Here is a 17,653-nt window from a genome sequence, read left to right as displayed (position 1 = left end):
CCGTGCTCGGCCACGGCGCACCGTACGCGGCCGGGCCGCCGAGCCCGGTCCCAGGGCCGTACGCGGCCACCGTGCGGCTCAGACGAGCAGTTCGCCGTCGATCGTGGTGACGGCGCGTCCGGTCAGCAGCGTGCGGGCACCCGTGAGACGGGTGCGAACCAGGCCCGAGCGAGACGACGCCTGAAGGCCGGTCAGCTCGGTGCGGCCGAGGCGCTCGGCCCAGAAGGGGGCGAGCGCGGTGTGGGCGCTGCCGGTGACCGGGTCCTCGTCGATGCCGACGTTGGGCAGGAAGCAGCGCGAGACGAAGTCGTACGCGTGGGCGCCGTCCTCGGCGCGGGCGGTGGCGATGACGCCGCGCGAGGAACACCTGCCCAGGGCGCGGTGATCGGGATTCAGGGCGCGGACGGTCTTCTCGTCAGCCAGCTCGATCACCAGATCACCGACCTGCGGTCCGGCGTCGAGGCAGCTCAGCGGTTCGGCGCCGAGCGCCTCGGCGAGGCCGTCCGGCACGTCGACCCGGGTGAGCGGGGCGGTGGGGAAGTCCAGGGTGATCCAGCCGTCCTCGCCCGGGTCGGCGAGGAGTACCCCGCTGCGCGTCGCGAACCGCACCGGCCCCTCGTGCGTGCCCGTACTGCTCAGGACGTGAGCCGTGGCGAGGGTGGCGTGGCCGCACATCGCCACCTCCGTGGTCGGCGTGAACCAGCGCAGCGCCCAGTCCGCCTCGCCTCCCTCCGGCAGGGGGTGCGCGAAGGCGGTCTCCGCGTGGTTCACCTCCCGCGCGATCTTCTGGAGCCGGTCGTCCTCCGGGAAGGCGTCCAGCAGGAGGACTCCGGCCGGGTTGCCCGCGAAGGCATGGTCGGTGAAGGCGTCGACGATTCGCATCTGCATGGCCATGAACGTAGACGGGCGGCGAAGCCGCAGGCCAATGCCAATCCGCAGGCACTGGACCGGAGAGCCCCTGGCGCAGGGGCCCGTCCCGCCCCGGGAGGAGCCCTGACGCGCGGCGGGCAGCGGTGGCCCAGAAGCAGCGGACCCGGGTCGTCACGGGCTCACCGCGTCGAAGGGCTCGTCGGGCCGGGGCCAGCCGGCGGTGCCGCCGTCGTGGATGTGCAGCATGAACTCGGCCACCGGGCTGTCGGGAAACGTCGTGGTGAGCGCATCGCGGACCGGATCACCTGAGACAGGGGCCGGATCGCGAGCGGGACGGGATGTCCCGTCCTAAACGATCTGGTCCACGACCACGGCTGTGACCTGCGACGACCAGATCACCTGAGACGGAAGCAGCCCGGGATCTCAGCTGATCTGGTCCCGGAACCGCGAACGCGCCGCGTGCGCCCGACTGCTGACCAGGGCATCTCAACCGTCCTGGCCCGGCGGGAGCAAGTCATCTGAGACGGGGACCAGGTCGACGGAGACGGGACACGGGACAGCCGACGGGGTGGGGGTTGTCGGGAAGAATTCGCCGATATATCGTTGAGGCATCGCGACTGATCGACGATGGAATGGAGTGATGACAGTGCGTACCCATGGATTCGAGCGTGGACACCGTCAGGACGGGCCCTACGGCCGTGGCCGTCATGGCTTCGAGGGGCAGCGCGGGGCGTTCGGCCCGTTCGGTCCCGGCGGCCCCGGGTTCGGGCCGGGCTTCGGGCCGGGCCCCTGGGGTGGCCGCGGAGGACGGGGCGGACCCCGGGGAAGGGCGCGGCGCGGTGACGTACGTGCCTCGATCCTCGCCCTGCTCAGGGACCGGCCCATGCACGGCTACGAGATGATCCAGGAGATCGGTGAGCGCAGTGGCGGGGCCTGGCGGCCCAGCCCCGGCTCCGTCTACCCCACCCTCCAGCTGCTGGAGGACGAAGGCCTGATCGCGAGCGCGAGCGAGGGCGGCAAGAAGCTGTTCTCCCTCACCGACTCCGGCCGAGCCGCCGCCGAGGAGGGCCCCGAGGCCCCCTGGGAGGACGCCGGGCGCGGGGTCGACTGGGAGGCTCTCGGTGAGATCCGTCAGGCCGGGTTCGGTCTGATGGAGGCCTTCGGCCAGGTCTGGAAGACCGGCAGCAAGGAGCAGCGCGAGAAGGCGCTGGGGGTCATCAACGAGGCCCGCAAGAAGCTGTACCTCATCCTCGCGGACGAGGACTGAACCACCCCTCTCGGCCGGTGCGGGAGCCGGCTGCCCCGCGGCACGGGCCGCGCGGCAACCGGCTCGTCCGCGCCGTCGATCCGGGCTGCGCGGCCGGCCCCGTGGGCCCCGTCTGTGCCGACGGAGCCGTCGGTGTTCTCGGTGCGCTGGGGGCTCTTGACGCTCTTGGCGTTCCTCGCGTTCCCGGTGTGCCTCGGTGCTCCTCGGTGTTCCCGCCGTCGTCCTGTGCCGTGAGCCTGCCGTGGCGCTGCGTGGCGAGTCGCCCCGCCGGTGCCGTACCGGGTCAGGTGACCAGGCCGTCGAGCCGGCGCAGTGACTCCTCCAGTGCGGCCGTCGCCGAGTCCCGCAGCCGTCCGGCCATCAGGGAGACCGCCGCGCCCGTGAACTCCCCGTCGATCCGCACCGCGGTCCCCTCGCCGTCGGGGGTGAGGGTGTAGCGGGTGGTGAGGGTCACCGCCATCGGGCCCTGCCCGCGCAGGGCTAGCAGCCGGGCCGGACGCAGTTCGGCGACCGTCCATGCGACCTCGGCGGGGAAGCCCATCAGCTTCATGTTCTCGGTGAAGGTCGTGCCCACGGCCAGGGGCTCGGGCCCGCCGGCGGGGAAGTCCGTGTGGGTCGCGTTCCACTCGCCGTGCCCCGACCAGTCGGTGAGGCGGGCCCACACCTTCTCCGCGGGGGCCTCGATCCGTGCCTGCGCGCTGACTTCGGCCATGCGACCACCTCTCCGTGTCGGCTGCGGTGCCGCGGAACGTAGCCCCGGAGGCGCGAACCTTCAAGACTGACGGGTCGTCAGAAGCGAAACCCCCGGGCAACGCCGCGGTCGTTTCCGAGGGGACGTGGGGTTGAGCCGCCGCGCGCCCTCTGCGGGGGCGTGGCGTGATCTCATCCCCAAGGAGGAGAAGCCGGGTGGGGGTGTCCACTTCCCGTGGGATGCCGGAATGCTTCCGGCCGCGGATGACCTCGGCGTCCGGGCCTGATGGGGTGGAACCTGTGCTACCCCGTACTCCCCGCCGGCCGACCTGCGGTCCGGCCGCCCGCCGCGTCGCGGACGACGCCGTCGCCGGACTCGGCGCCGAGCTGGTGCCGGTGCTGGCCGGCGCCCGCAGACGGGCCCTGCGTGACGGGGACCGCCAGATCGACACCGCCCATCTGCTGCACTCGCTGCTGGAGTCGGGGCCCGAGGTGCGCGCCGCCTTCGACGGCGGCGCCGAGGTCGCCCGCCTGCTGGGCTACCTCGTCCAGCGCAGCATCGGTTACGGGCTGCGCTGGCAGGGCGCCGTGGAGGACTCCGGGGCGATCCCGGTGGTGACCGGTGTGTCCGGCGCGGCCGATGTGAGCCGAACCGGTGCGGGCGGTGTGCCCGGTGCGGTCGGTGCGGCGGGCGGTGGTGGCCCGGGCGGCGCCGACGGGTACTCGCCGTCGGCCGCGGCCGCGCTGGAGCGGGCCCGCGTGCGGGCCGTCCGGCGGAGCAGTCCGGCCGGTGCCCTCGACCTGCTCGCAGCCGTCGTCGCGGACCCGCACTGCCGGGCGGTGGAGGTGCTCACCCGCGCCGGGGCCGACGCGGGGGAACTGTACCTGCGGATCGAGACGCAGGTCGTCGCGCGGGAGGCCGGCCGCGGCGAGGGCTGAGCCGGATGCCGAGGCGGAGCAGGGCGCCGCGGCGGCCGGACCGGGCGTGGCTTCCGGCCGGGGCCGGACCGGGCTCGCAGCGGGACGCCTCTGCGGGCGATGACGGAGATGGCGGATCGCGCCAAGTCCGGCGCACAGCGCCAAGTCCGGCGCATGGCGCCAGGGTGGACGAGGAGGCGGAGCTCGATGGCCGGCAAGGAGTCGGGACTCGACGCGGTCCGCGCTCCGAAACCCTCGGAGTCCACCCGCTGAGACAGGTGCCATAAGGCGTGACGGTGCTGTCGTTGCCTGTCATCATGTGCCGGTGCATACGACGAACAGCAGCGCGGGTGTCCGCGGGAGGGGTGCGGGCCTCGCCCTCGCCCTCGGATCGGCGGCCGCCTTCGGCGGATCCGGAGTCGCGGCCAAGCCGCTCATCGAGGCAGGTCTGGACCCGCTGCACGTGGTCTGGCTGCGCGTGGCGGGCGCCGCCCTGGTGATGCTTCCCCTCGCGGTGCGGCACCGCGCGCTGCTGCGTCGCCGCCCGGCGCTGCTCGCCGGGTTCGGCCTGCTCGCCGTCGCCGGTGTGCAGGCCTTCTACTTCGCCGCGATCTCCCGGGTCCCGGTCGGCGTGGCGCTGCTGGTGGAGTACCTCGCGCCCGCGCTCGTCCTCGGCTGGGTGCGGTTCGTGCAGCGTCGCCCGGTGACACGCGCCGCGGCGCTCGGTGTGGTGCTCGCCGCCGGGGGACTGGCCTGCGTGGTCGAGGTCTGGTCGGGTCTGGGCTTCGACGCGCTCGGGCTGCTCCTCGCGCTGGGCGCCGCCTGCTGCCAGGTCGGCTATTTCGTGCTGTCCGACCAGGGCGGGGACTCCGGGGAGAGCGCCCCGGACCCGCTCGGCGTCATCGCGTACGGCCTGCTCATCGGCACCGCCGTCCTGACCGTGATCGCCCGGCCCTGGGGGATGGACTGGTCCGTGCTCGGCGGCAGTGCGCAGCTGGACGGCGGTCCGGTTCCGGCCGCGGCTCTGCTGGCCTGGACCGTGCTGGTCGCCACGGTCGTCGCCTACATCACCGGAGTCGTGTCGGTGCGCCGTCTGTCGCCGCAGGTCGCCGGAGTGGTGGCCTGTCTGGAGGCGGTCATCGCCACGGTCCTCGCCTGGGTGCTGCTCGGGGAGCACCTGTCCGCCCCGCAGGTGGTGGGCGGCCTCGTGGTGCTCGCCGGAGCCTTCATCGCCCAGTCCGCCACCCCCGCCAGGCCCTCCGCCGAGGTCGTGGCGAGCGGCGGTCCGGACCCCCGGCCTCCGGCGGAGCCGTCCGCGTCCGCGGGGGTTGCGGAGGCCCGCCAGGACCAGCGCCGTGACTGAAGAGGTTCACCGGTTCGCGCCGCGCGGCACCTCCCCGCGTCGGCGCGCCGTCCGAGGGTCATGCAGGAAGACCTCGTGCCGTGTCCCGCCGCAGGCGACCGGGCGGGCGTGCGCCGGAGTGGGCGATCCGCCTGGACGCGCTCGGGGATCACATGACGCCGACCTTCCGGTAGGCCTCGTCGATCGCTGCGAGAGTCGCCTCGCGCAGGGCGGGCCACTGCCGTAGGTAGATCCGGGCGGCGTCGCGCAGTGCGAGGCGCATGTCGGCGAAGGTCGACGTCCTGATCAGGCGCACCATCCCGAGGTACACGAGCTGGGCCCAGTCCGCGACCCTCAGCAGCGGCTCGCCGGCCTCGTCCGCCGAGGTGAGCAGGTGGTGCATGGCCTTGTTGTGGATGTTGCTGTTGATGTGCACTCCGCCGTTGTCGCCGATGATGTGCACGTAGTCCCGCATATGGTCGGGATGGCCGGTCAGTTGCGGGTCGCTCAGGTCGCGCAGTGGTGTGCCGTTGTGCCCCAGGCCCGGGCCGATCTGCCAGTTCCACCCCGACATGTCGGTGGGCACCGGCGCCGTGTACCAGTTGGCGATGATGACGCCCATGGTGTCGGCGAGGGACTCGTTCAGGGCTCCCGACTGGCCCTGGTAGACGAGGTTGCTGCTGAACTCCACCACGCCGTGGGTGAGCTCATGAGCAATGATCTCCAAGTGCCGTGCCAGGCTGACCAGTCGGCCGTCGACGACGTTCTGCCCGTACCACATCCGGCGCTTCCACCAGATCGCGTTGATCCAGGCGTGGGGCGTCGTGCTGGTGCTCCGGTACAGGCAGTTGACCGCGGAGGCCAGGTCCATACCGGCGTCGTCGATGCCGTTCCTGTGCAGCCGGTCACGGTAGAAGTCCGCGACCCGTTGGGCGTTCACATGGGCCGAGACACCGGCACGTTGCGTCGCTCCGAAGTCGGCGTCCGGTGAGCCGACCGGCAAGGGCGGCGGCGGAGTGCTGCTCAGGTCCTTGAAGCCCATGTCGAAGGTGGATATGCGGCGTGCACCGATCTCTTCGAGGTAGTAGGTACCGTCCTGTCGGCTGCCGGCGAAGTCGTGGGCGACCGCGGCCTCGTCCTCGCCCTTCAGGTCGGCCGGGGCCGCGGCGGTCGGCGCCATGCCGAAGGCGAACAGGATCTCCCCGGTGAGCGCGTCGACGAGGAAGCCGGTGAGCGGCTGGTCGTCGCGCGGGGAGGGGTCCATACCGTGCCCCGGCATGCCCGCGGGCCGCCGCATCCCCGCAGGCGGCTCCGGCACCTCCCGCAGGTACCAGGCAAGGCGCCAGCCGTCTGCACGTCCGAAGTAGGCGAGTGTGGCCGGCGGAAGCTCCTCCGCGTCGACCGGACGACCGACCTCAGCCTCCACTCGCTGGAACGCCTCCCGGACCGACAGGGCGGGCACCACACCGGGCCCCTCCACCCTGCCGAACCGTCCGTTGACGGAGACCAGTGCGTGCTGGTCGTCGAGCTCGACGACGGTCTCGGCCCCCCACAGGGGAATGTCCCGGTGCGTCTGGTCGTACCGCACCAGTGTGGTCCCCGTGGCGGGCTGACGGCGCTGGCCCCGGAACAGCAGGTCGGGCACGAGCCCGGCGGGGGAGCCGTCCGTCACCAGGCTGTGCAGCTCCGGGCTCTCCTCCTGCCCAAGCTTCGCGGACAGGAAGAAACGTCCCGCCGCCTCGGGCGAGTTGAACTCCACCGACCGGTCCGAGACTTCCGGTCCGAGCAGTGCCGCCGGCGTCAGAGGTCTGCCGTCGGCCTGGGGGTCCTCGTCGAAGTGATAGCGGTAGGTTGTGAGCAGATCCATGTCGGGCGCCTTCCGTGGCGAGGGTCCTGGGTGAGGGTGGCGGTCGCCAGGTCGCCGGGGTCCGCGCTCTGACGGGCCGGCTGACGACAGGGGCGCCTCCCCGAGCGAAGCGGCCGAGGAGGCGCCGTGCCCGAGGGTCAGCCTTCGGGCTGGAGGGAGGGCTGCCGGTCACGCCACCAGCCCCAGACGGTGATGCGGTTGAGCCCCCGCTTGCGCCGGCGGCAGCTCCCGCATTCGTGGATGCGAACCCGGCGCGTCAGTGCGGACATCACGTCGCCGAGACCGACGGCCTTCTTCCCGCCGTGAGTCGTGCCGAGAGCGGGGATCTGGGCCTCAAGGGTTTCCCATGTGGCCGGCACGCCCGGAACCGGCTCGATGCCGCTTAGTTCCGCCTTGCCCAGGGCGGTGACGTCGGGATGCGAGAGGAGTCTTTCGGCGAACTCCCCGTCCGCGATTCCGACATAGGCGGCTCCGTCCGTGGGAAGGACAAGGGCGTTCGGTACATCGTATTTGAGTACCGGCCGCCCGCCGCTTTCCGTTCGCTCCACGAGTGGAACGTTCAACCAGTGAATGGCGGATCTCACGTCGGGTGCTCCCGTCTCACCGGTGACAGCAACCGACGGCGATCCGGCAGAGCCAGCCGCAGTCGCACGCCACGCAGGCCGCGCACCGCAGGGCGCAGCCGCCGCACCTGACCGCGACGCAGGCCGCGACGGCGGGCAGCGCGCCCGCGCCGAGACAGCTGGTGAGGGCGGCCAGACACGGGCCGCCGCAGCCGCCGAGGCAGCCCCGGAACGCGTCCCAGACACCATCCGCCTCGACGAGACCGCCGGCCGCGTCCAGGGTGTACTCCGTGGCGGTCGCCCAGTCGCCCGGCTGCTCCTGCTGAAGGGCCCTCACCACCTTGTTCTCGGCCACGGCTCCGGCCCCCGCCGGTGCCAGGGCGGACATGGTGGTGGCCATCACGCCTATCTGCTGCCCGTGTCCGCTCTCGAGCGCGCCGAACAGCAGTTGCGTGCCGAACTCCGACACGGTGGCGCCCGTCTCGGGGTCCTTCACCGGGCGGAGGAACTCGACGCGGTAGGCGATTCCGCTGGCGCTGCTGACGGCCGCCTGTGACGGCGACACCCCGGCCACGCCCGCCGCCTGCTCGACGAGCTGGGTCACCTGCAGTTCCTCGTCGACGCCGAGCGCGTCCCACTCCCTGAGCGCCTGCTCGTTGCCCAGCAGCGTCAACTGCTCCGACCTGATCTCCGGTTGTCTGGTCATTCCCGTCTCCTTTCTTTCGTCGGCCGACCGGAATCCGAGCGCCGGCGGCCACGCTCATCGTGCACACGAAACTCGAACGGCCGCCTGCTGAAAGGATTCTGCCGATCCGGTGGATATCAGTGACTTTTAACTTGCAGACAAACAAGGCAATGATCAGAGCATGCATGCGAGAGGTGCTGTGGCTGTCACGGTGTGCTTGCCGTGCGGCACCCGGGTGAGAGTGCAGCGTCTGCTGTCACAGGAAAAGCGTCTGCGCGCGGAACGTCTGCTGAGTGAGTGCTGGAACGTCTCCGGGCTCGGCCGGCGGGAGGCTCTGGCCGTGCGTGCTCTGCAGCGCCTGGACGTCGCCACGGCCCGCGACCGCTTCGAGCTGGTCGACTCGCTGGACCGGCTGGCGGCTCTCGGGGTGCGACGCGAGCTGCAGGCGCGGGACTGGGACCGCCCCTGGCCGGACTGTCCCGAGGAGGCCCGGGGACCCGGAAGATGGCCGGGGTCGCGGGACGGGGGCTTCCCCGAGAGGCTGTCGCTGCGGCTCCCGGCTGATGTGGAGAATCGCGTCCGGGCCGCGTGCTGGCACACCTCCGCCGACGCGATCGCCGCTCTGCTCGACTGGCGTGACCGGTACCCGCGGGCCAGGCCCCGGCGCCATTGGGCTCCCCCCGGACAGGAGGAGGCGCTGGAGATCTACTGGCGGCTCGCTGCCCGGGTCACCACGCCGGGCGAGGTCTGGCGGGCAGGCATCCAGCGTGGGATCGAGCTCTGCGGAGCCCCGGACGATGTCCGCCCGCCCTGCTGAGGGGCGGGCGGCCGGACGGATGCACAGGGCCGCCCCGGAGGACCTCTCCGGACCCCGGCGTCGGGTGTCCGGGGCCGACGGCGAACGACTCCGCAGGAAAGCGCAGTTGGCCCTGCAGCCGTACGCGTGCGCTCTCGGCACCGGTCGTCCTGTGACGGGACGGCCGCCCGGCGGGGCACCGTACGCGCGCGGACGCATGGAGTCGATCTCTGCCGAAGACCGGCTCCCGGTACTCCGATCGCCTGAAGACGGACCGGTGCCCGTCGGCGGCCACGCGCGCCGCGTCGGACGCACGTCGGGCCTGGGATAGGACGGGCGGGACCACGCCCCTGTTCCAAGGAGTGAAAGAGTGTCGGATCTTCCCCATCAGGACGTTCTCACCGATGAGCAGTCGCAGGCCTGGGAGAAGGCCGCACTCCTGGTCATCACCGCACGGAGCGAGGCTGCGGAGCTCCTTGCGCGATCAGGGGTGGAACCGGTCCCCGACCCGGGCTGGTTCGGAAGCCCGTGTATGGCGCAGCTGCCCTTTCCGCCCTACCCCCGCTGTGGCTGCGGGCGCTACAAGGGGGACGGTGGGCCCTGTATGACCATGATCCGCGTCCCCGACACGGGGCCAGGGTCCTTGCACCCCCTCGTCCCCTGCTCGCACCGGCCGTCGGAGCACGTCGAGACGTGACCCGTCACCGGTTGCCGGGTGCAGCCGCGGGCGAACGCCGCGGTCATGGCCCGCAGGGGGGGCGCAGCGGGTCGGCGGGTGCAGCCGAAGGGACGCCCGGATGTCCCCTGTCCCCGAGTCCTGGCCGGCTGTACCGGGAGCCGTCGCGGTCGCCACGCCCGGTGCCCCTCGTGAAGGCCCCGGTCCGGCAGCTCTGCCCGTGGCCACGCGGGCGACCGTCAGCCCAGCTCCGCCAGGTAGTCCGGCAGGTCCGTGCCGGGGGTGAGGCGGTCGTCGGGGAGGGGGGTGTGGTAGCCCTTGCGGAGCGGGACGAGGCCCGCCCAGTGGGGCAGGTCGTAGTCCTCGGGATCGTCGTTCACGCCGCCCGTGCGGAGCTTGGCGGAGACCTCGTCCAGGTCGAGACGGATGACCGCGGTGGCGGCCAGCTCCTTCTTGTTCGCGGGCCGCGAGTCGGCGGTGCGGCCCGGTACGACGTGGTTCACCAGCGCGTCCAGCGCGGCCAGCTTCTCCTCCGGGTCCGTGACGTCGTGGGCCGCACCGTGCACCACCACGGAGCGGTAGTTGATCGAGTGGTGGAACGCCGAGCGGGCCAGGACGAGCGCGTCGACGTGGGTCACCGTCAGGCACACCGGCAGCCCCGGGCCGGTCTGCCCGGTCATCCGCAGCGGACGCGAACCGGTGGAGCCGTGCACGTAGAGCCGTTCACCGGCACGGGCGTAGAGCGTCGGCAGCACCACGGGCGCGCCGTCGCGGACGAAGCCGAGGTGGCAGACGTACCCCTCGTCGAGGATCGCGTGCACCAGCTCCTTGTCGTAGGCCGCGCGCTCCGCGGAACGGGTGGGTACGGTCCGGTCGGTCGGCGAGTAGGCGGCGGGCGCCGTCGGCTGCTGGGTCCCCTGCATCGCGTTCTCCATTGCACTAGTGCATAATAAGGTTTGTGCTAGAAGAATATCGGATCCGAGGGCGGGGCGCAGCGGAGATCGCCGCGAGCGTCGAGCGGGCGGTGGCTGCCGGTGCGCTGGAGCCCGGAGAACTCCTGCCGCCCATGCGCGAGTTGGCCGAACGGCTCGGCGTGAACCCGAACACCGTTGCCGCCGCCTACCGCATTCTGCGCGACCGAGGCGTCATCGAGACCCACGGCCGGCGCGGAAGTCGAGTGCGTCCCAAGCCCGCCACGAGCGGCCGCGCGTACGCCCGTGTCGAGGTGCCCGAGGGCGTACGCGACATGGCGAGCGGCAATCCGGACCGGGACCTGCTGCCCCCGCTGGCCCCGGCCCTCGCCGAAGCCGCCGCCCGGGGCGACGCGGAGCCCGTCCTCTACGGCGACCCCGAGATCGAACCGGAACTGGCCCGCCTGGCAGGCGCGGAGCTGGCCGCCGACGGTGTCCCGGACGGACCGCTGGCCGTCACCTCCGGAGCCCTGGACGCCATCGAACGCGTGCTGGCCGCCCATCTCAGGCCCGGGGACACGGTCGCCGTGGAGGATCCCGGCTGGGGCAGTGTCCTCGACCTCGTCCCGGCGCTCGGGCTGCGCGTGCACCCGGTCGCCGTCGACGACGAGGGGCCCCGGCCGTCGGACGTCCGTGCCGCCCTGGAGGCGGGTGCCCGAGCCCTCATCGTCACCTGCCGGGCGCAGAACCCGACCGGCGCCGCGATCGGCGCCGCCCGGGCGCGGGACCTGCGTGCCGTGCTGGGGGAGCATCCGGGAACGCTGCTCGTCGAGGACGACCACGGGCACCGGATCGTGGCCCAGCCCCTGCACCCGCTGGCCGGGGCGACCCGCCACTGGGTCCTGGTCCGCTCCGTCGCCAAGGCCTACGGCCCCGACCTGCGGCTCGCCGTGCTCACCGGGGACGACGTCACCCTCGGCCGGGTCCGTGGGCGCCAGCGGCTCGGGCCCGGCTGGGTCAGCCGGATCCTGCAGCGCGCGGTCGTGTCGCTGTGGTCGGGCGGCGCGGTGGACCCGTCCGCCGTGGCCGCCGCGTACGGGCGCCGCCGGGACGCGCTGATCGCGGCGCTCGGGGCCCGGGGTGTCACCGGGCACGGCCGCAGCGGCATGAACGTGTGGGTGCCGGTGCCGGACGAGACCGGTGCGGTCGCCCGCCTGCTGCACGCCGGCTGGGCTGTGGCGCCGGGCGCTCGCTTCCGGCTGAAGTCACCGCCCGGCATCCGGGTCACCGTCTCGTCCCTGACCGCCGCCGACGTCGCGCCGCTGGCGGACGCGGTCGCCTCCGCGACGGGTACGGCCCCCGAACGCCGGTACGACTGAAGGGTGACGGGACACCGAGGGCGGGGCAACGGGGACGCGTGCGCTCCCTGCGTGCCCCCGGGGCACCACCCGCTTGCGGGAGTGACGGCCTTTCAGCGGCGTCCTCCGGGGCGTGCCTGCGTCAGGGCCGCGCCCGCCAGTACGACCGCCGCGCCGACCGGCGTCGACCAGGTCAGCGACTCGCCGAGCAGGGTGACTCCGGCGGCCGTGGCGACGACGGGGATGAAGTAGGTGACCATCTGCGCGGTCGTCGGGCCGACTTCGGCGACCAGGCCGTACTGGATCAGCACGGCGAGGCCGGTGCCGAGCGTGCCGAGCGCGGCGACCGCCAGCAGCGGGCCCAAGGACAGCTGGACCGTCGTCGAGGCGAACAGCGGTGTCACGACCGCGAGTTGCAGTGTGGCGAGCAGCAGCTGGGCGCCGGTCAGCGACAGGTGGGACGGTCCGGCACCGGCCAGCGTACGACGGACGTAGATCCAGCCGACCGGGTAGCTCAGCGAGGCCAGCAGGGCCAGCACCGTGCCCCTGGTGTCCAGCCCGGTGAACCCCTGCCAGACGCCGAGGACCGTCAGCACGCCGAGGAAGCCGACCCCGAGCCCGGCCACCCTCAGGCGGGTCGGCCGGTCCTCGGAGAGGGCCACCAGGGACAGTGCCATGCCCCACAGCGGCGACGTCGCGTTGCAGATGCCCGCCAGGGTGGAGGGGATGGTCAGCTCGGCGTAGGCGAACAGCGAGAACGGCAGCGCGTTCAGCAGGAACGCGGCCACCGCCAGACGCGCCCAGACCCGCAGCCCCCGCGGCAGCCGCTCGCGCCGTACCGCCATCGCCGCCGCCAGCACGGCCGTACCGAAGGCCAGCCGCCCGAGTGTGACCTGGAAGGGGGCGTAGGCCTGCGTCCCCACCTTGATGAGCAGGAAGCTGCAGCCCCAGATCAGCGAGAGGGCGGCGAAGCGCAACCGCCAGTCGAGGACGCGCCGGCGCGTGCGGCGGGCGGGGGCCGGTGACGGAGCGGCGGGAACGTCGGAACCGGGCCGGGGGCGCGGAGCGCCGGGTGCGGCAGAGGCGGCGGACGCCGGTGAGCCGGTGGGGGTGGGAGGGGGCGGGGGAACCGCTGGTCCCGAAGGCGCGGAAGGCGCGGAGGGCGCGGGAGGGGTGGTCGGGCCGTGTGTGCCGGCGGTGCTCATGGCGTCAGCGTGCCGCCCGCCGATCTCGTAGCACAAGCGAGATTTCTCTCCAGGTATCTCGTAGTATCGCTTACATGTTGAATCTGGAGCGCCTGCGCACCCTCGACGCCGTCGCCCGGCACGGCTCCGTCAGCGGCGCCGCCGCCGGGCTGCACATCACCACCTCGGCCGTCTCGCAGCAACTGGCCAAACTGGAACGGGAGGTGGGGCAGCGGCTCCTCGCCAAGCACGGGCGGGGCGTGCGGCTCACGGACGCGGGCCGGCTGCTCGCCGAGCACGCGGCCCTCATCCTGTCGCAGGTCCAGCTCGCCCAGTCCGACCTGGAGGCGCAGCGCGGGCAGGTCGCCGGGGAGCTCCGGCTGTCCGCGTTCCCGACCGCCGCCCGCGGACTCTTCCCCACCGCGCTCGCCGCCCTGCGCGCCGAACACCCCGGGCTGCGCCTGCGCTCCAGCGAACTGGAGCCGGAGGAGGGCATCCGGGCCGTGGTACGCGGCGACCTCGACCTCGCCGTCGTGCTCGACTGGTACAACAAGCCGATGCCGCTGCCGGACGGGCTGGTCAAGGCGCCCATCCTGGACGACCCCGCCGACGTGGCCATGCCGGCCGGACACCGGCTCGCAGACCGCGAGGAGGTGGACCTCGGGGAGTTCGCCGAGGACGAGTGGATCACCTGGGCGCAGGGCGAGTTCTGCCACGAGTGGCTGATGTACACCCTGCGCTCCCGGGGCGTCGAGCCGATCGTCGGCCACCGGGCCGGAGAGACGCACACCCAGCTCGGGCTGGTCGCCGCGGGCCTCGGAGTGTGCATCGCGCCGCTGCTCGGCCGCCACCCGATGCCCGGGGGCGTCGTCACCGTGCCGCTGCGGCAGCGGGTGCGGCGGCACGTGTACGTGGTGTGGCGCGCCGACGCCGACCGGCGGCCCTCGATCCGGGCCGCGGTCCGCGCCCTGCGCGCGGCGGGGGAGCGCGTCGCGACCCCTACCGCGGCGCCGGCTTCCGGAAGTCCCACGACGTGACGGCGTCCGGCACCAGCCGCAGCCACGCGTGCCGTCCGTCGTGCGGGAGCTGCTCGACCGCGAAGTACTTGCGGGCGAACAGCCCCTCCACCGCGGCGAGTCCGGGCTGCTCCAGCCCGGTGCGCGGCACCTCGCCGACCACCTCGGCCCTGCCGGACAGCTCCACACCGCGCAGCTCGCCGTACTCGTGCCCGGCGTCGACGGTGACGGCCACCCGCGGATCGCGACGCAGTTCGGCGAAGCGCCTGCTGCGCACGAGGGAGTAGAGCCACAGCGCGGTGCCGTCCCACACGAACCACAGCGGGCTGACGTGCGGGGCGCCGTCCGCGGACACGGTCGCGACCCGGCAGGTGCGCTCGGCGGCTAGGAAGGCGTCGGTCTCCTCGGGCGTCATCATGATCCTCCGGCCGCGGCGCTGGGTCGCGGGCGTCGGCCTGGCTGCGCTCATGAGATCCCCTCCGGCCGTGCGTGGGTGACGCTGCGTCAAAGGAGAGCATGGTCCGTCTTCCGCCCGCACGCAACGGCCGCTACCCTCGCCCGCCGGACCGCCTCGGGCAAGGGGGAGCGACATGACGGGGTACGGCGTCCTGCGCGAGATCCTGGACCCCGCCACGACCGCGCTGCTCACCGTGGAGTGCCAGCGGGGCGTGGTGGGACCCGACCCGGCGCTGCCCGAACTGGCCCGTGCGGCGCGGGAGTCCGGTGTGCTCGACCGTATCGCCCGGCTGGTGGCCGCGGCGCACGGCAGCGGTGTCCAGGTGGTCCACGCGGTCGCCGAACGCCGCCCGGACGGACGCGGGGCCAGCCGCAACGCGCGCCTGTTCCGGGCCGCGGAACGGCTGCCCGTGCGGCAGACGGCCGGCACCGCCGCGGTGCGGGTCGCCCCGCCGATCGGGGTGGGGGAGGCGGACCTGGTCCTGAGCCGGCTGCACGGACTGTCGCCGCTGCACGGCACCGGGGCCGACGCCGTGCTGCGCAACCTCGGCTGCCGCACCCTGATCGTCACCGGCGTCTCGGCCAACGTGGCCGTCCCCAACGCGGTGTTCGACGCGGTGAACCTCGGCTACACCGCCGTGGTGCCCACCGACGCGATCGCCGGGGTGCCCGCCGAGTACACGGCGGCGATGGTCCGGCACACGCTCGCCCTGGTGGCGACCCTCACCACCACCGACGACGTGCTCGACCACCTCGGACGGCCGCGCCGGGAGGCTGTGTTCAGGCCAGGGTGATGGTCTCGCCGGACACGGTGATCTGCTCGGCGGGCAGCGGCTTCGTCGCCGGGCCCTTGCGCACGCTGCCGTCCGCCGCGCTGAACTGGCTGCCGTGGCAGGGGCAGCTGATCACCCCGTCCGCGACGTCCTTCACCGTGCAGTGCTGGTGGGTGCAGACGGAGGAGAACGCCTTGAACTCGCCGGCCGACGGCTGCGTCACCACCACTCCCGCGTCCGCGAACACCTTCCCGCCGCCCTCGGGCACCTCGGAGGTGCTGCCGAGCACGGTCCCCGCGGGAGCCGAGTCGCCGCTCCCGCCGCACGCGGTCAGGGCCACGGCCACTCCCGCCGCGCCCGTCGCCGCGAGGACGGTGCGCCGGGCCGGTCCCGTCGCGTGCTCGTCCGGGCCGGTCGCGCGCTCCACCGGTTCGCTGGTCATGCCGCCGTTCCCCTCACTGTCGTCGCCGCGCCGCCGGTGTCCCGTGCCGCGCGCTCGTGCCTGGTCTGCTCCGTCGTACGGGCTGTACGCGTCGTTGCGGGTCCTGCGGGTCCTGCGGGTCCTGCGGGTCCTGCGGGTCCTGCGGGTCCTGCGGGTCGTGCCGCGTCGGGCACCGAGTGCCGCCCCGGCGGTGCGCACCGGGCGGTGCCGGCGATGCCCGCCGGGCGGGACGGCGTCCCGCCCGAACCGTGGTGACCCCTTCGGACCTGGTCGAAGCCATGTCGAACTGTGTCGAACCGTGTCGAATCATGTCGAACTGTAATGTCCGCACGGGCCCATGGCGGTCCCGGCGGGCCGCCGTGACAGTTCCGGGCGGGGTGATCCCGCCGAACGGTGACGACCCCGCCGGACCGTGGTGACCGCGCCGGACCGTGGTGACTGCCTCGGACCGTGCCGGTCACCTCGCTCCGTGGTCCCGTCCGTTCCGTACAGAGGTACGGCCCGCGCGGCGCCGCGGTTCAGCCGCCGCGCGCCTCGTCACCCGAACGTACCGCGCCGCCCGCCGTACCGCGTCCCGGACGCCCGGGGACGCCCCGGTAACCTGGGGCGATGCTCAAGGAAGTGATCGCGACCCGGTTCGTCACGCCCCTGCGCGAGGGCGGCTCGCTGCCGGGCCTGGTCGAGGGCGACGACCGGGAGGCCTACGTCCTGAAGTTCCGCTCCGCCGGGCAGGGCCGCAAGTCCCTCGTCGCCGAGGTCGTCGTGGGCGAACTGGCCCGCCGGCTCGGCTTCCGGGTGCCCCGCCTGGCCACGGTCGAGGTGGACCCGCTGCTCGGCATCGGCGAACCCGAGCAGCAGGTGCAGGACCTGCTCAGGACCAGTGGCGGCACCAACCTGGGCATGGCCTTCCTCTCCGGCGCCCTGGGCTTCGACCCGCTGGCCTTCCCCGTGGGGGCCGAGGAGGCGGGCCGTGTCGTCTGGTTCGACGCCCTGGTGAACAACGTCGACCGCTCCTGGCGCAACCCCAACCTGCTCGTGCACGACGGCGAGTTGTGGCTGATCGACCACGGCGCGACCATGATCTGGCAGCACAACTGGCCCGCCGCCCCGGCGTCCGCCGCCCGTCCCTACGACGCCACCGACCACGCGCTGGCCTCCTTCGCGCCCGACGTGGCCGCGGCCGCCGCCGCACTGGCCCCCGCCGTCACCGAGGACCTGCTGGCCGAGGTCGCCGCCGAGATCCCCGAGTCGTGGCTCGCCGGCGAGCCCGGCTTCGACTCCGCCGACGCCCTGCGGCGGGCCTACACCGAGCCTCTGCTGGCCCGCGCCGCGGTGATCCACGAACGTATCGGGGGAATCAGGTGAGCGACAGCCGGATCAACGTCGCCGGGCACGTCACCGAGCGCCATTTCACCCGGGCCGGGCAGGGCGGCGACCGCGACGTCTTCGAGTACGCCCTGCTGCGCGTGGTCCCCCGCGTGGAACGCGGCGAGTGCATCAACGCCGGCGTGCTCCTCTACTGCCGTGCCCGGTCCTACGTCGGCGCCCGCACCCATCTCGACGAGGCCCGGCTGCTCGCCCTGGACCCGCGGGCGGACCTGGCGGGGGTGCGGGCCGCGCTGCACGCCGTGGAGGCCGTGTGCGGCGGGGGCGCCGCCGCGGGGCAGGCCGCGTCCGAGGACGCCGGCCGCCGCTTCCGCTGGCTGGTGGCGCCCCGCTCCACCGTGGTGCAGCCCGGCCCCGTCCACTGCGGCCTCACCACCGACCCGGCCGCCGAGGCGGAACGCCTGCTCGACCTGCTGGTGCGATGACCCGCCTGTGCCGCCCGACGTCCGGCGG

19 protein-coding genes are annotated in these 17,653 nt (G+C 73.5%); 10 read left to right on the top strand and 9 right to left on the bottom strand.

Annotated features, from left to right (window positions below; all coding sequences use genetic code 11):
• Window positions 1-78 precede the first annotated feature (78 nt).
• Window positions 79-888 (bottom strand): PhzF family phenazine biosynthesis protein, encoded by an 810-nt coding sequence (locus AC5K6T_RS19785; protein ID WP_493210754.1) that lies wholly within the window; start codon window positions 886-888, stop codon window positions 79-81.
• A gap of 622 nt (window positions 889-1,510) precedes the next feature.
• Between AC5K6T_RS19785 and AC5K6T_RS19780 the strand changes: the two genes are divergently transcribed.
• Window positions 1,511-2,137 (top strand): PadR family transcriptional regulator, encoded by a 627-nt coding sequence (locus tag AC5K6T_RS19780; RefSeq protein WP_493210753.1) that lies wholly within the window; start codon window positions 1,511-1,513, stop codon window positions 2,135-2,137.
• A gap of 283 nt (window positions 2,138-2,420) precedes the next feature.
• On the opposite strand, the gene AC5K6T_RS19775 is transcribed toward AC5K6T_RS19780, so the two are convergent.
• Window positions 2,421-2,849 carry a type II toxin-antitoxin system Rv0910 family toxin gene (locus tag AC5K6T_RS19775; protein WP_493210751.1) on the bottom strand — a complete coding sequence of 143 codons (429 nt, stop codon included), beginning with the start codon at window positions 2,847-2,849 and terminating at the stop codon, window positions 2,421-2,423.
• 269 nt (window positions 2,850-3,118) lie between these two features.
• Here AC5K6T_RS19775 and AC5K6T_RS19770 point away from each other — a divergent pair, with 269 nt between their 5' ends.
• Together AC5K6T_RS19770 and AC5K6T_RS19765 are read left to right on the top strand one after the other, a co-directional pair.
• Window positions 3,119-3,766 carry a hypothetical protein gene (locus tag AC5K6T_RS19770; RefSeq protein ID WP_493210750.1) on the top strand — a complete coding sequence of 216 codons (648 nt, stop codon included), beginning with the start codon at window positions 3,119-3,121 and terminating at the stop codon, window positions 3,764-3,766.
• A gap of 298 nt (window positions 3,767-4,064) precedes the next feature.
• Entirely contained in the window at window positions 4,065-5,108 is a 1,044-nt protein-coding gene (locus tag AC5K6T_RS19765) for an EamA family transporter (RefSeq protein ID WP_493210748.1), read from the top strand.
• A gap of 148 nt (window positions 5,109-5,256) precedes the next feature.
• Here AC5K6T_RS19765 and AC5K6T_RS19760 read toward each other — a convergent pair whose 3' ends face one another.
• From AC5K6T_RS19760 to AC5K6T_RS19750, 3 genes are all read right to left on the bottom strand, one after another.
• A complete protein-coding gene (locus AC5K6T_RS19760) occupies window positions 5,257-6,954 on the bottom strand; it encodes a M4 family metallopeptidase (protein ID WP_493210747.1) in 1,698 nt (565 codons plus the stop codon).
• Between the two features lie 137 nt (window positions 6,955-7,091).
• The gene (locus AC5K6T_RS19755) at window positions 7,092-7,502 is read right to left on the bottom strand and encodes a hypothetical protein (RefSeq protein WP_493210746.1); all 411 of its coding nucleotides are present in this window, start codon (window positions 7,500-7,502) and stop codon (window positions 7,092-7,094) included.
• Window positions 7,503-7,554: 52 nt separating this feature from the next.
• Window positions 7,555-8,223, bottom strand: a complete 669-nt coding sequence (locus AC5K6T_RS19750; protein ID WP_493210744.1) for a hypothetical protein — start codon at window positions 8,221-8,223, stop codon at window positions 7,555-7,557.
• A 319-nt stretch (window positions 8,224-8,542) separates the two neighbouring features.
• On the opposite strand from AC5K6T_RS19750, the gene AC5K6T_RS19745 reads away from it, so the two are divergent.
• On the top strand, window positions 8,543-9,019 hold the full coding sequence (locus AC5K6T_RS19745; protein ID WP_493210742.1) for a hypothetical protein: 477 nt from the start codon (window positions 8,543-8,545) through the stop codon (window positions 9,017-9,019).
• Window positions 9,020-9,368: 349 nt separating this feature from the next.
• A complete protein-coding gene (locus AC5K6T_RS19740; protein WP_493210740.1) occupies window positions 9,369-9,695 on the top strand; it encodes a DUF6422 family protein in 327 nt (108 codons plus the stop codon).
• Between the two features lie 218 nt (window positions 9,696-9,913).
• Here AC5K6T_RS19740 and AC5K6T_RS19735 read toward each other — a convergent pair whose 3' ends face one another.
• A complete protein-coding gene (locus AC5K6T_RS19735) occupies window positions 9,914-10,597 on the bottom strand; it encodes a pyridoxamine 5'-phosphate oxidase family protein (protein WP_493210738.1) in 684 nt (227 codons plus the stop codon).
• Window positions 10,598-10,632: 35 nt separating this feature from the next.
• Here AC5K6T_RS19735 and AC5K6T_RS19730 point away from each other — a divergent pair, with 35 nt between their 5' ends.
• Window positions 10,633-11,964 (top strand): aminotransferase class I/II-fold pyridoxal phosphate-dependent enzyme, encoded by a 1,332-nt coding sequence (locus tag AC5K6T_RS19730; protein ID WP_493210737.1) that lies wholly within the window; start codon window positions 10,633-10,635, stop codon window positions 11,962-11,964.
• 92 nt (window positions 11,965-12,056) lie between these two features.
• Here the strand turns inward: AC5K6T_RS19730 and AC5K6T_RS19725 are convergent, their stop codons facing one another.
• Entirely contained in the window at window positions 12,057-13,148 is a 1,092-nt protein-coding gene (locus AC5K6T_RS19725) for a DMT family transporter (protein WP_493210736.1), read from the bottom strand.
• 74 nt (window positions 13,149-13,222) lie between these two features.
• On the opposite strand from AC5K6T_RS19725, the gene AC5K6T_RS19720 reads away from it, so the two are divergent.
• Window positions 13,223-14,164: a LysR family transcriptional regulator gene (locus AC5K6T_RS19720; protein ID WP_493210734.1), complete on the top strand. Its 942-nt coding sequence runs from the start codon at window positions 13,223-13,225 to the stop codon at window positions 14,162-14,164.
• On the opposite strand, the gene AC5K6T_RS19715 is transcribed toward AC5K6T_RS19720, so the two are convergent.
• Window positions 14,127-14,612, bottom strand: coding sequence for a pyridoxamine 5'-phosphate oxidase family protein (locus AC5K6T_RS19715; RefSeq protein ID WP_493210733.1), 486 nt, complete (start codon window positions 14,610-14,612; stop codon window positions 14,127-14,129). The two genes, AC5K6T_RS19720 and AC5K6T_RS19715, sit on opposite strands and share 38 nt — an antisense overlap.
• Before the next feature lie 121 nt (window positions 14,613-14,733).
• Here AC5K6T_RS19715 and AC5K6T_RS19710 point away from each other — a divergent pair, with 121 nt between their 5' ends.
• Window positions 14,734-15,393 carry a cysteine hydrolase family protein gene (locus AC5K6T_RS19710; RefSeq protein WP_493210731.1) on the top strand — a complete coding sequence of 220 codons (660 nt, stop codon included), beginning with the start codon at window positions 14,734-14,736 and terminating at the stop codon, window positions 15,391-15,393.
• Here AC5K6T_RS19710 and AC5K6T_RS19705 read toward each other — a convergent pair.
• The gene (locus tag AC5K6T_RS19705) at window positions 15,380-15,814 is read right to left on the bottom strand and encodes a Rieske (2Fe-2S) protein (protein ID WP_493210729.1); all 435 of its coding nucleotides are present in this window, start codon (window positions 15,812-15,814) and stop codon (window positions 15,380-15,382) included. The genes AC5K6T_RS19710 and AC5K6T_RS19705 overlap by 14 nt on opposite strands.
• 609 nt (window positions 15,815-16,423) lie before the next feature.
• On the opposite strand from AC5K6T_RS19705, the gene AC5K6T_RS19700 reads away from it, so the two are divergent.
• Window positions 16,424-17,179, top strand: coding sequence for a HipA family kinase (locus AC5K6T_RS19700; RefSeq protein WP_493210728.1), 756 nt, complete (start codon window positions 16,424-16,426; stop codon window positions 17,177-17,179).
• Between the two features lie 11 nt (window positions 17,180-17,190).
• Window positions 17,191-17,625: a DUF3037 domain-containing protein gene (locus AC5K6T_RS19695; protein ID WP_493210887.1), complete on the top strand. Its 435-nt coding sequence runs from the start codon at window positions 17,191-17,193 to the stop codon at window positions 17,623-17,625.
• Window positions 17,626-17,653 lie beyond the last annotated feature (28 nt).

It is taken from the genome of Streptomyces sp. B8-7, assembly GCF_058833805.1.
Note: the sequence above shows the minus strand (reverse complement) of the source record. Positions and strands in the feature narration are given on the sequence as shown.

Excerpts from the sequence above, each read along its gene's own strand:
- AC5K6T_RS19785 (WP_493210754.1), bottom strand. The coding sequence starts at position 888 with ATGCAGATGCGAATCGTCGACGCCTTCACCGACCATGCCTTCGCGGGC.
- AC5K6T_RS19780 (WP_493210753.1), top strand. The coding sequence starts at position 1,511 with ATGACAGTGCGTACCCATGGATTCGAGCGTGGACACCGTCAGGACGGG.
- AC5K6T_RS19775 (WP_493210751.1), bottom strand. The coding sequence starts at position 2,849 with ATGGCCGAAGTCAGCGCGCAGGCACGGATCGAGGCCCCCGCGGAGAAG.
- AC5K6T_RS19760 (WP_493210747.1), bottom strand. The coding sequence starts at position 6,954 with ATGGATCTGCTCACAACCTACCGCTATCACTTCGACGAGGACCCCCAG.
- AC5K6T_RS19750 (WP_493210744.1), bottom strand. The coding sequence starts at position 8,223 with ATGACCAGACAACCGGAGATCAGGTCGGAGCAGTTGACGCTGCTGGGC.
- AC5K6T_RS19735 (WP_493210738.1), bottom strand. The coding sequence starts at position 10,597 with ATGCAGGGGACCCAGCAGCCGACGGCGCCCGCCGCCTACTCGCCGACC.
- AC5K6T_RS19725 (WP_493210736.1), bottom strand. The coding sequence starts at position 13,148 with ATGAGCACCGCCGGCACACACGGCCCGACCACCCCTCCCGCGCCCTCC.
- AC5K6T_RS19720 (WP_493210734.1), top strand. The coding sequence starts at position 13,223 with ATGTTGAATCTGGAGCGCCTGCGCACCCTCGACGCCGTCGCCCGGCAC.
- AC5K6T_RS19715 (WP_493210733.1), bottom strand. The coding sequence starts at position 14,612 with ATGAGCGCAGCCAGGCCGACGCCCGCGACCCAGCGCCGCGGCCGGAGG.
- AC5K6T_RS19710 (WP_493210731.1), top strand. The coding sequence starts at position 14,734 with ATGACGGGGTACGGCGTCCTGCGCGAGATCCTGGACCCCGCCACGACC.
- AC5K6T_RS19705 (WP_493210729.1), bottom strand. The coding sequence starts at position 15,814 with ATGACCAGCGAACCGGTGGAGCGCGCGACCGGCCCGGACGAGCACGCG.
- AC5K6T_RS19700 (WP_493210728.1), top strand. The coding sequence starts at position 16,424 with ATGCTCAAGGAAGTGATCGCGACCCGGTTCGTCACGCCCCTGCGCGAG.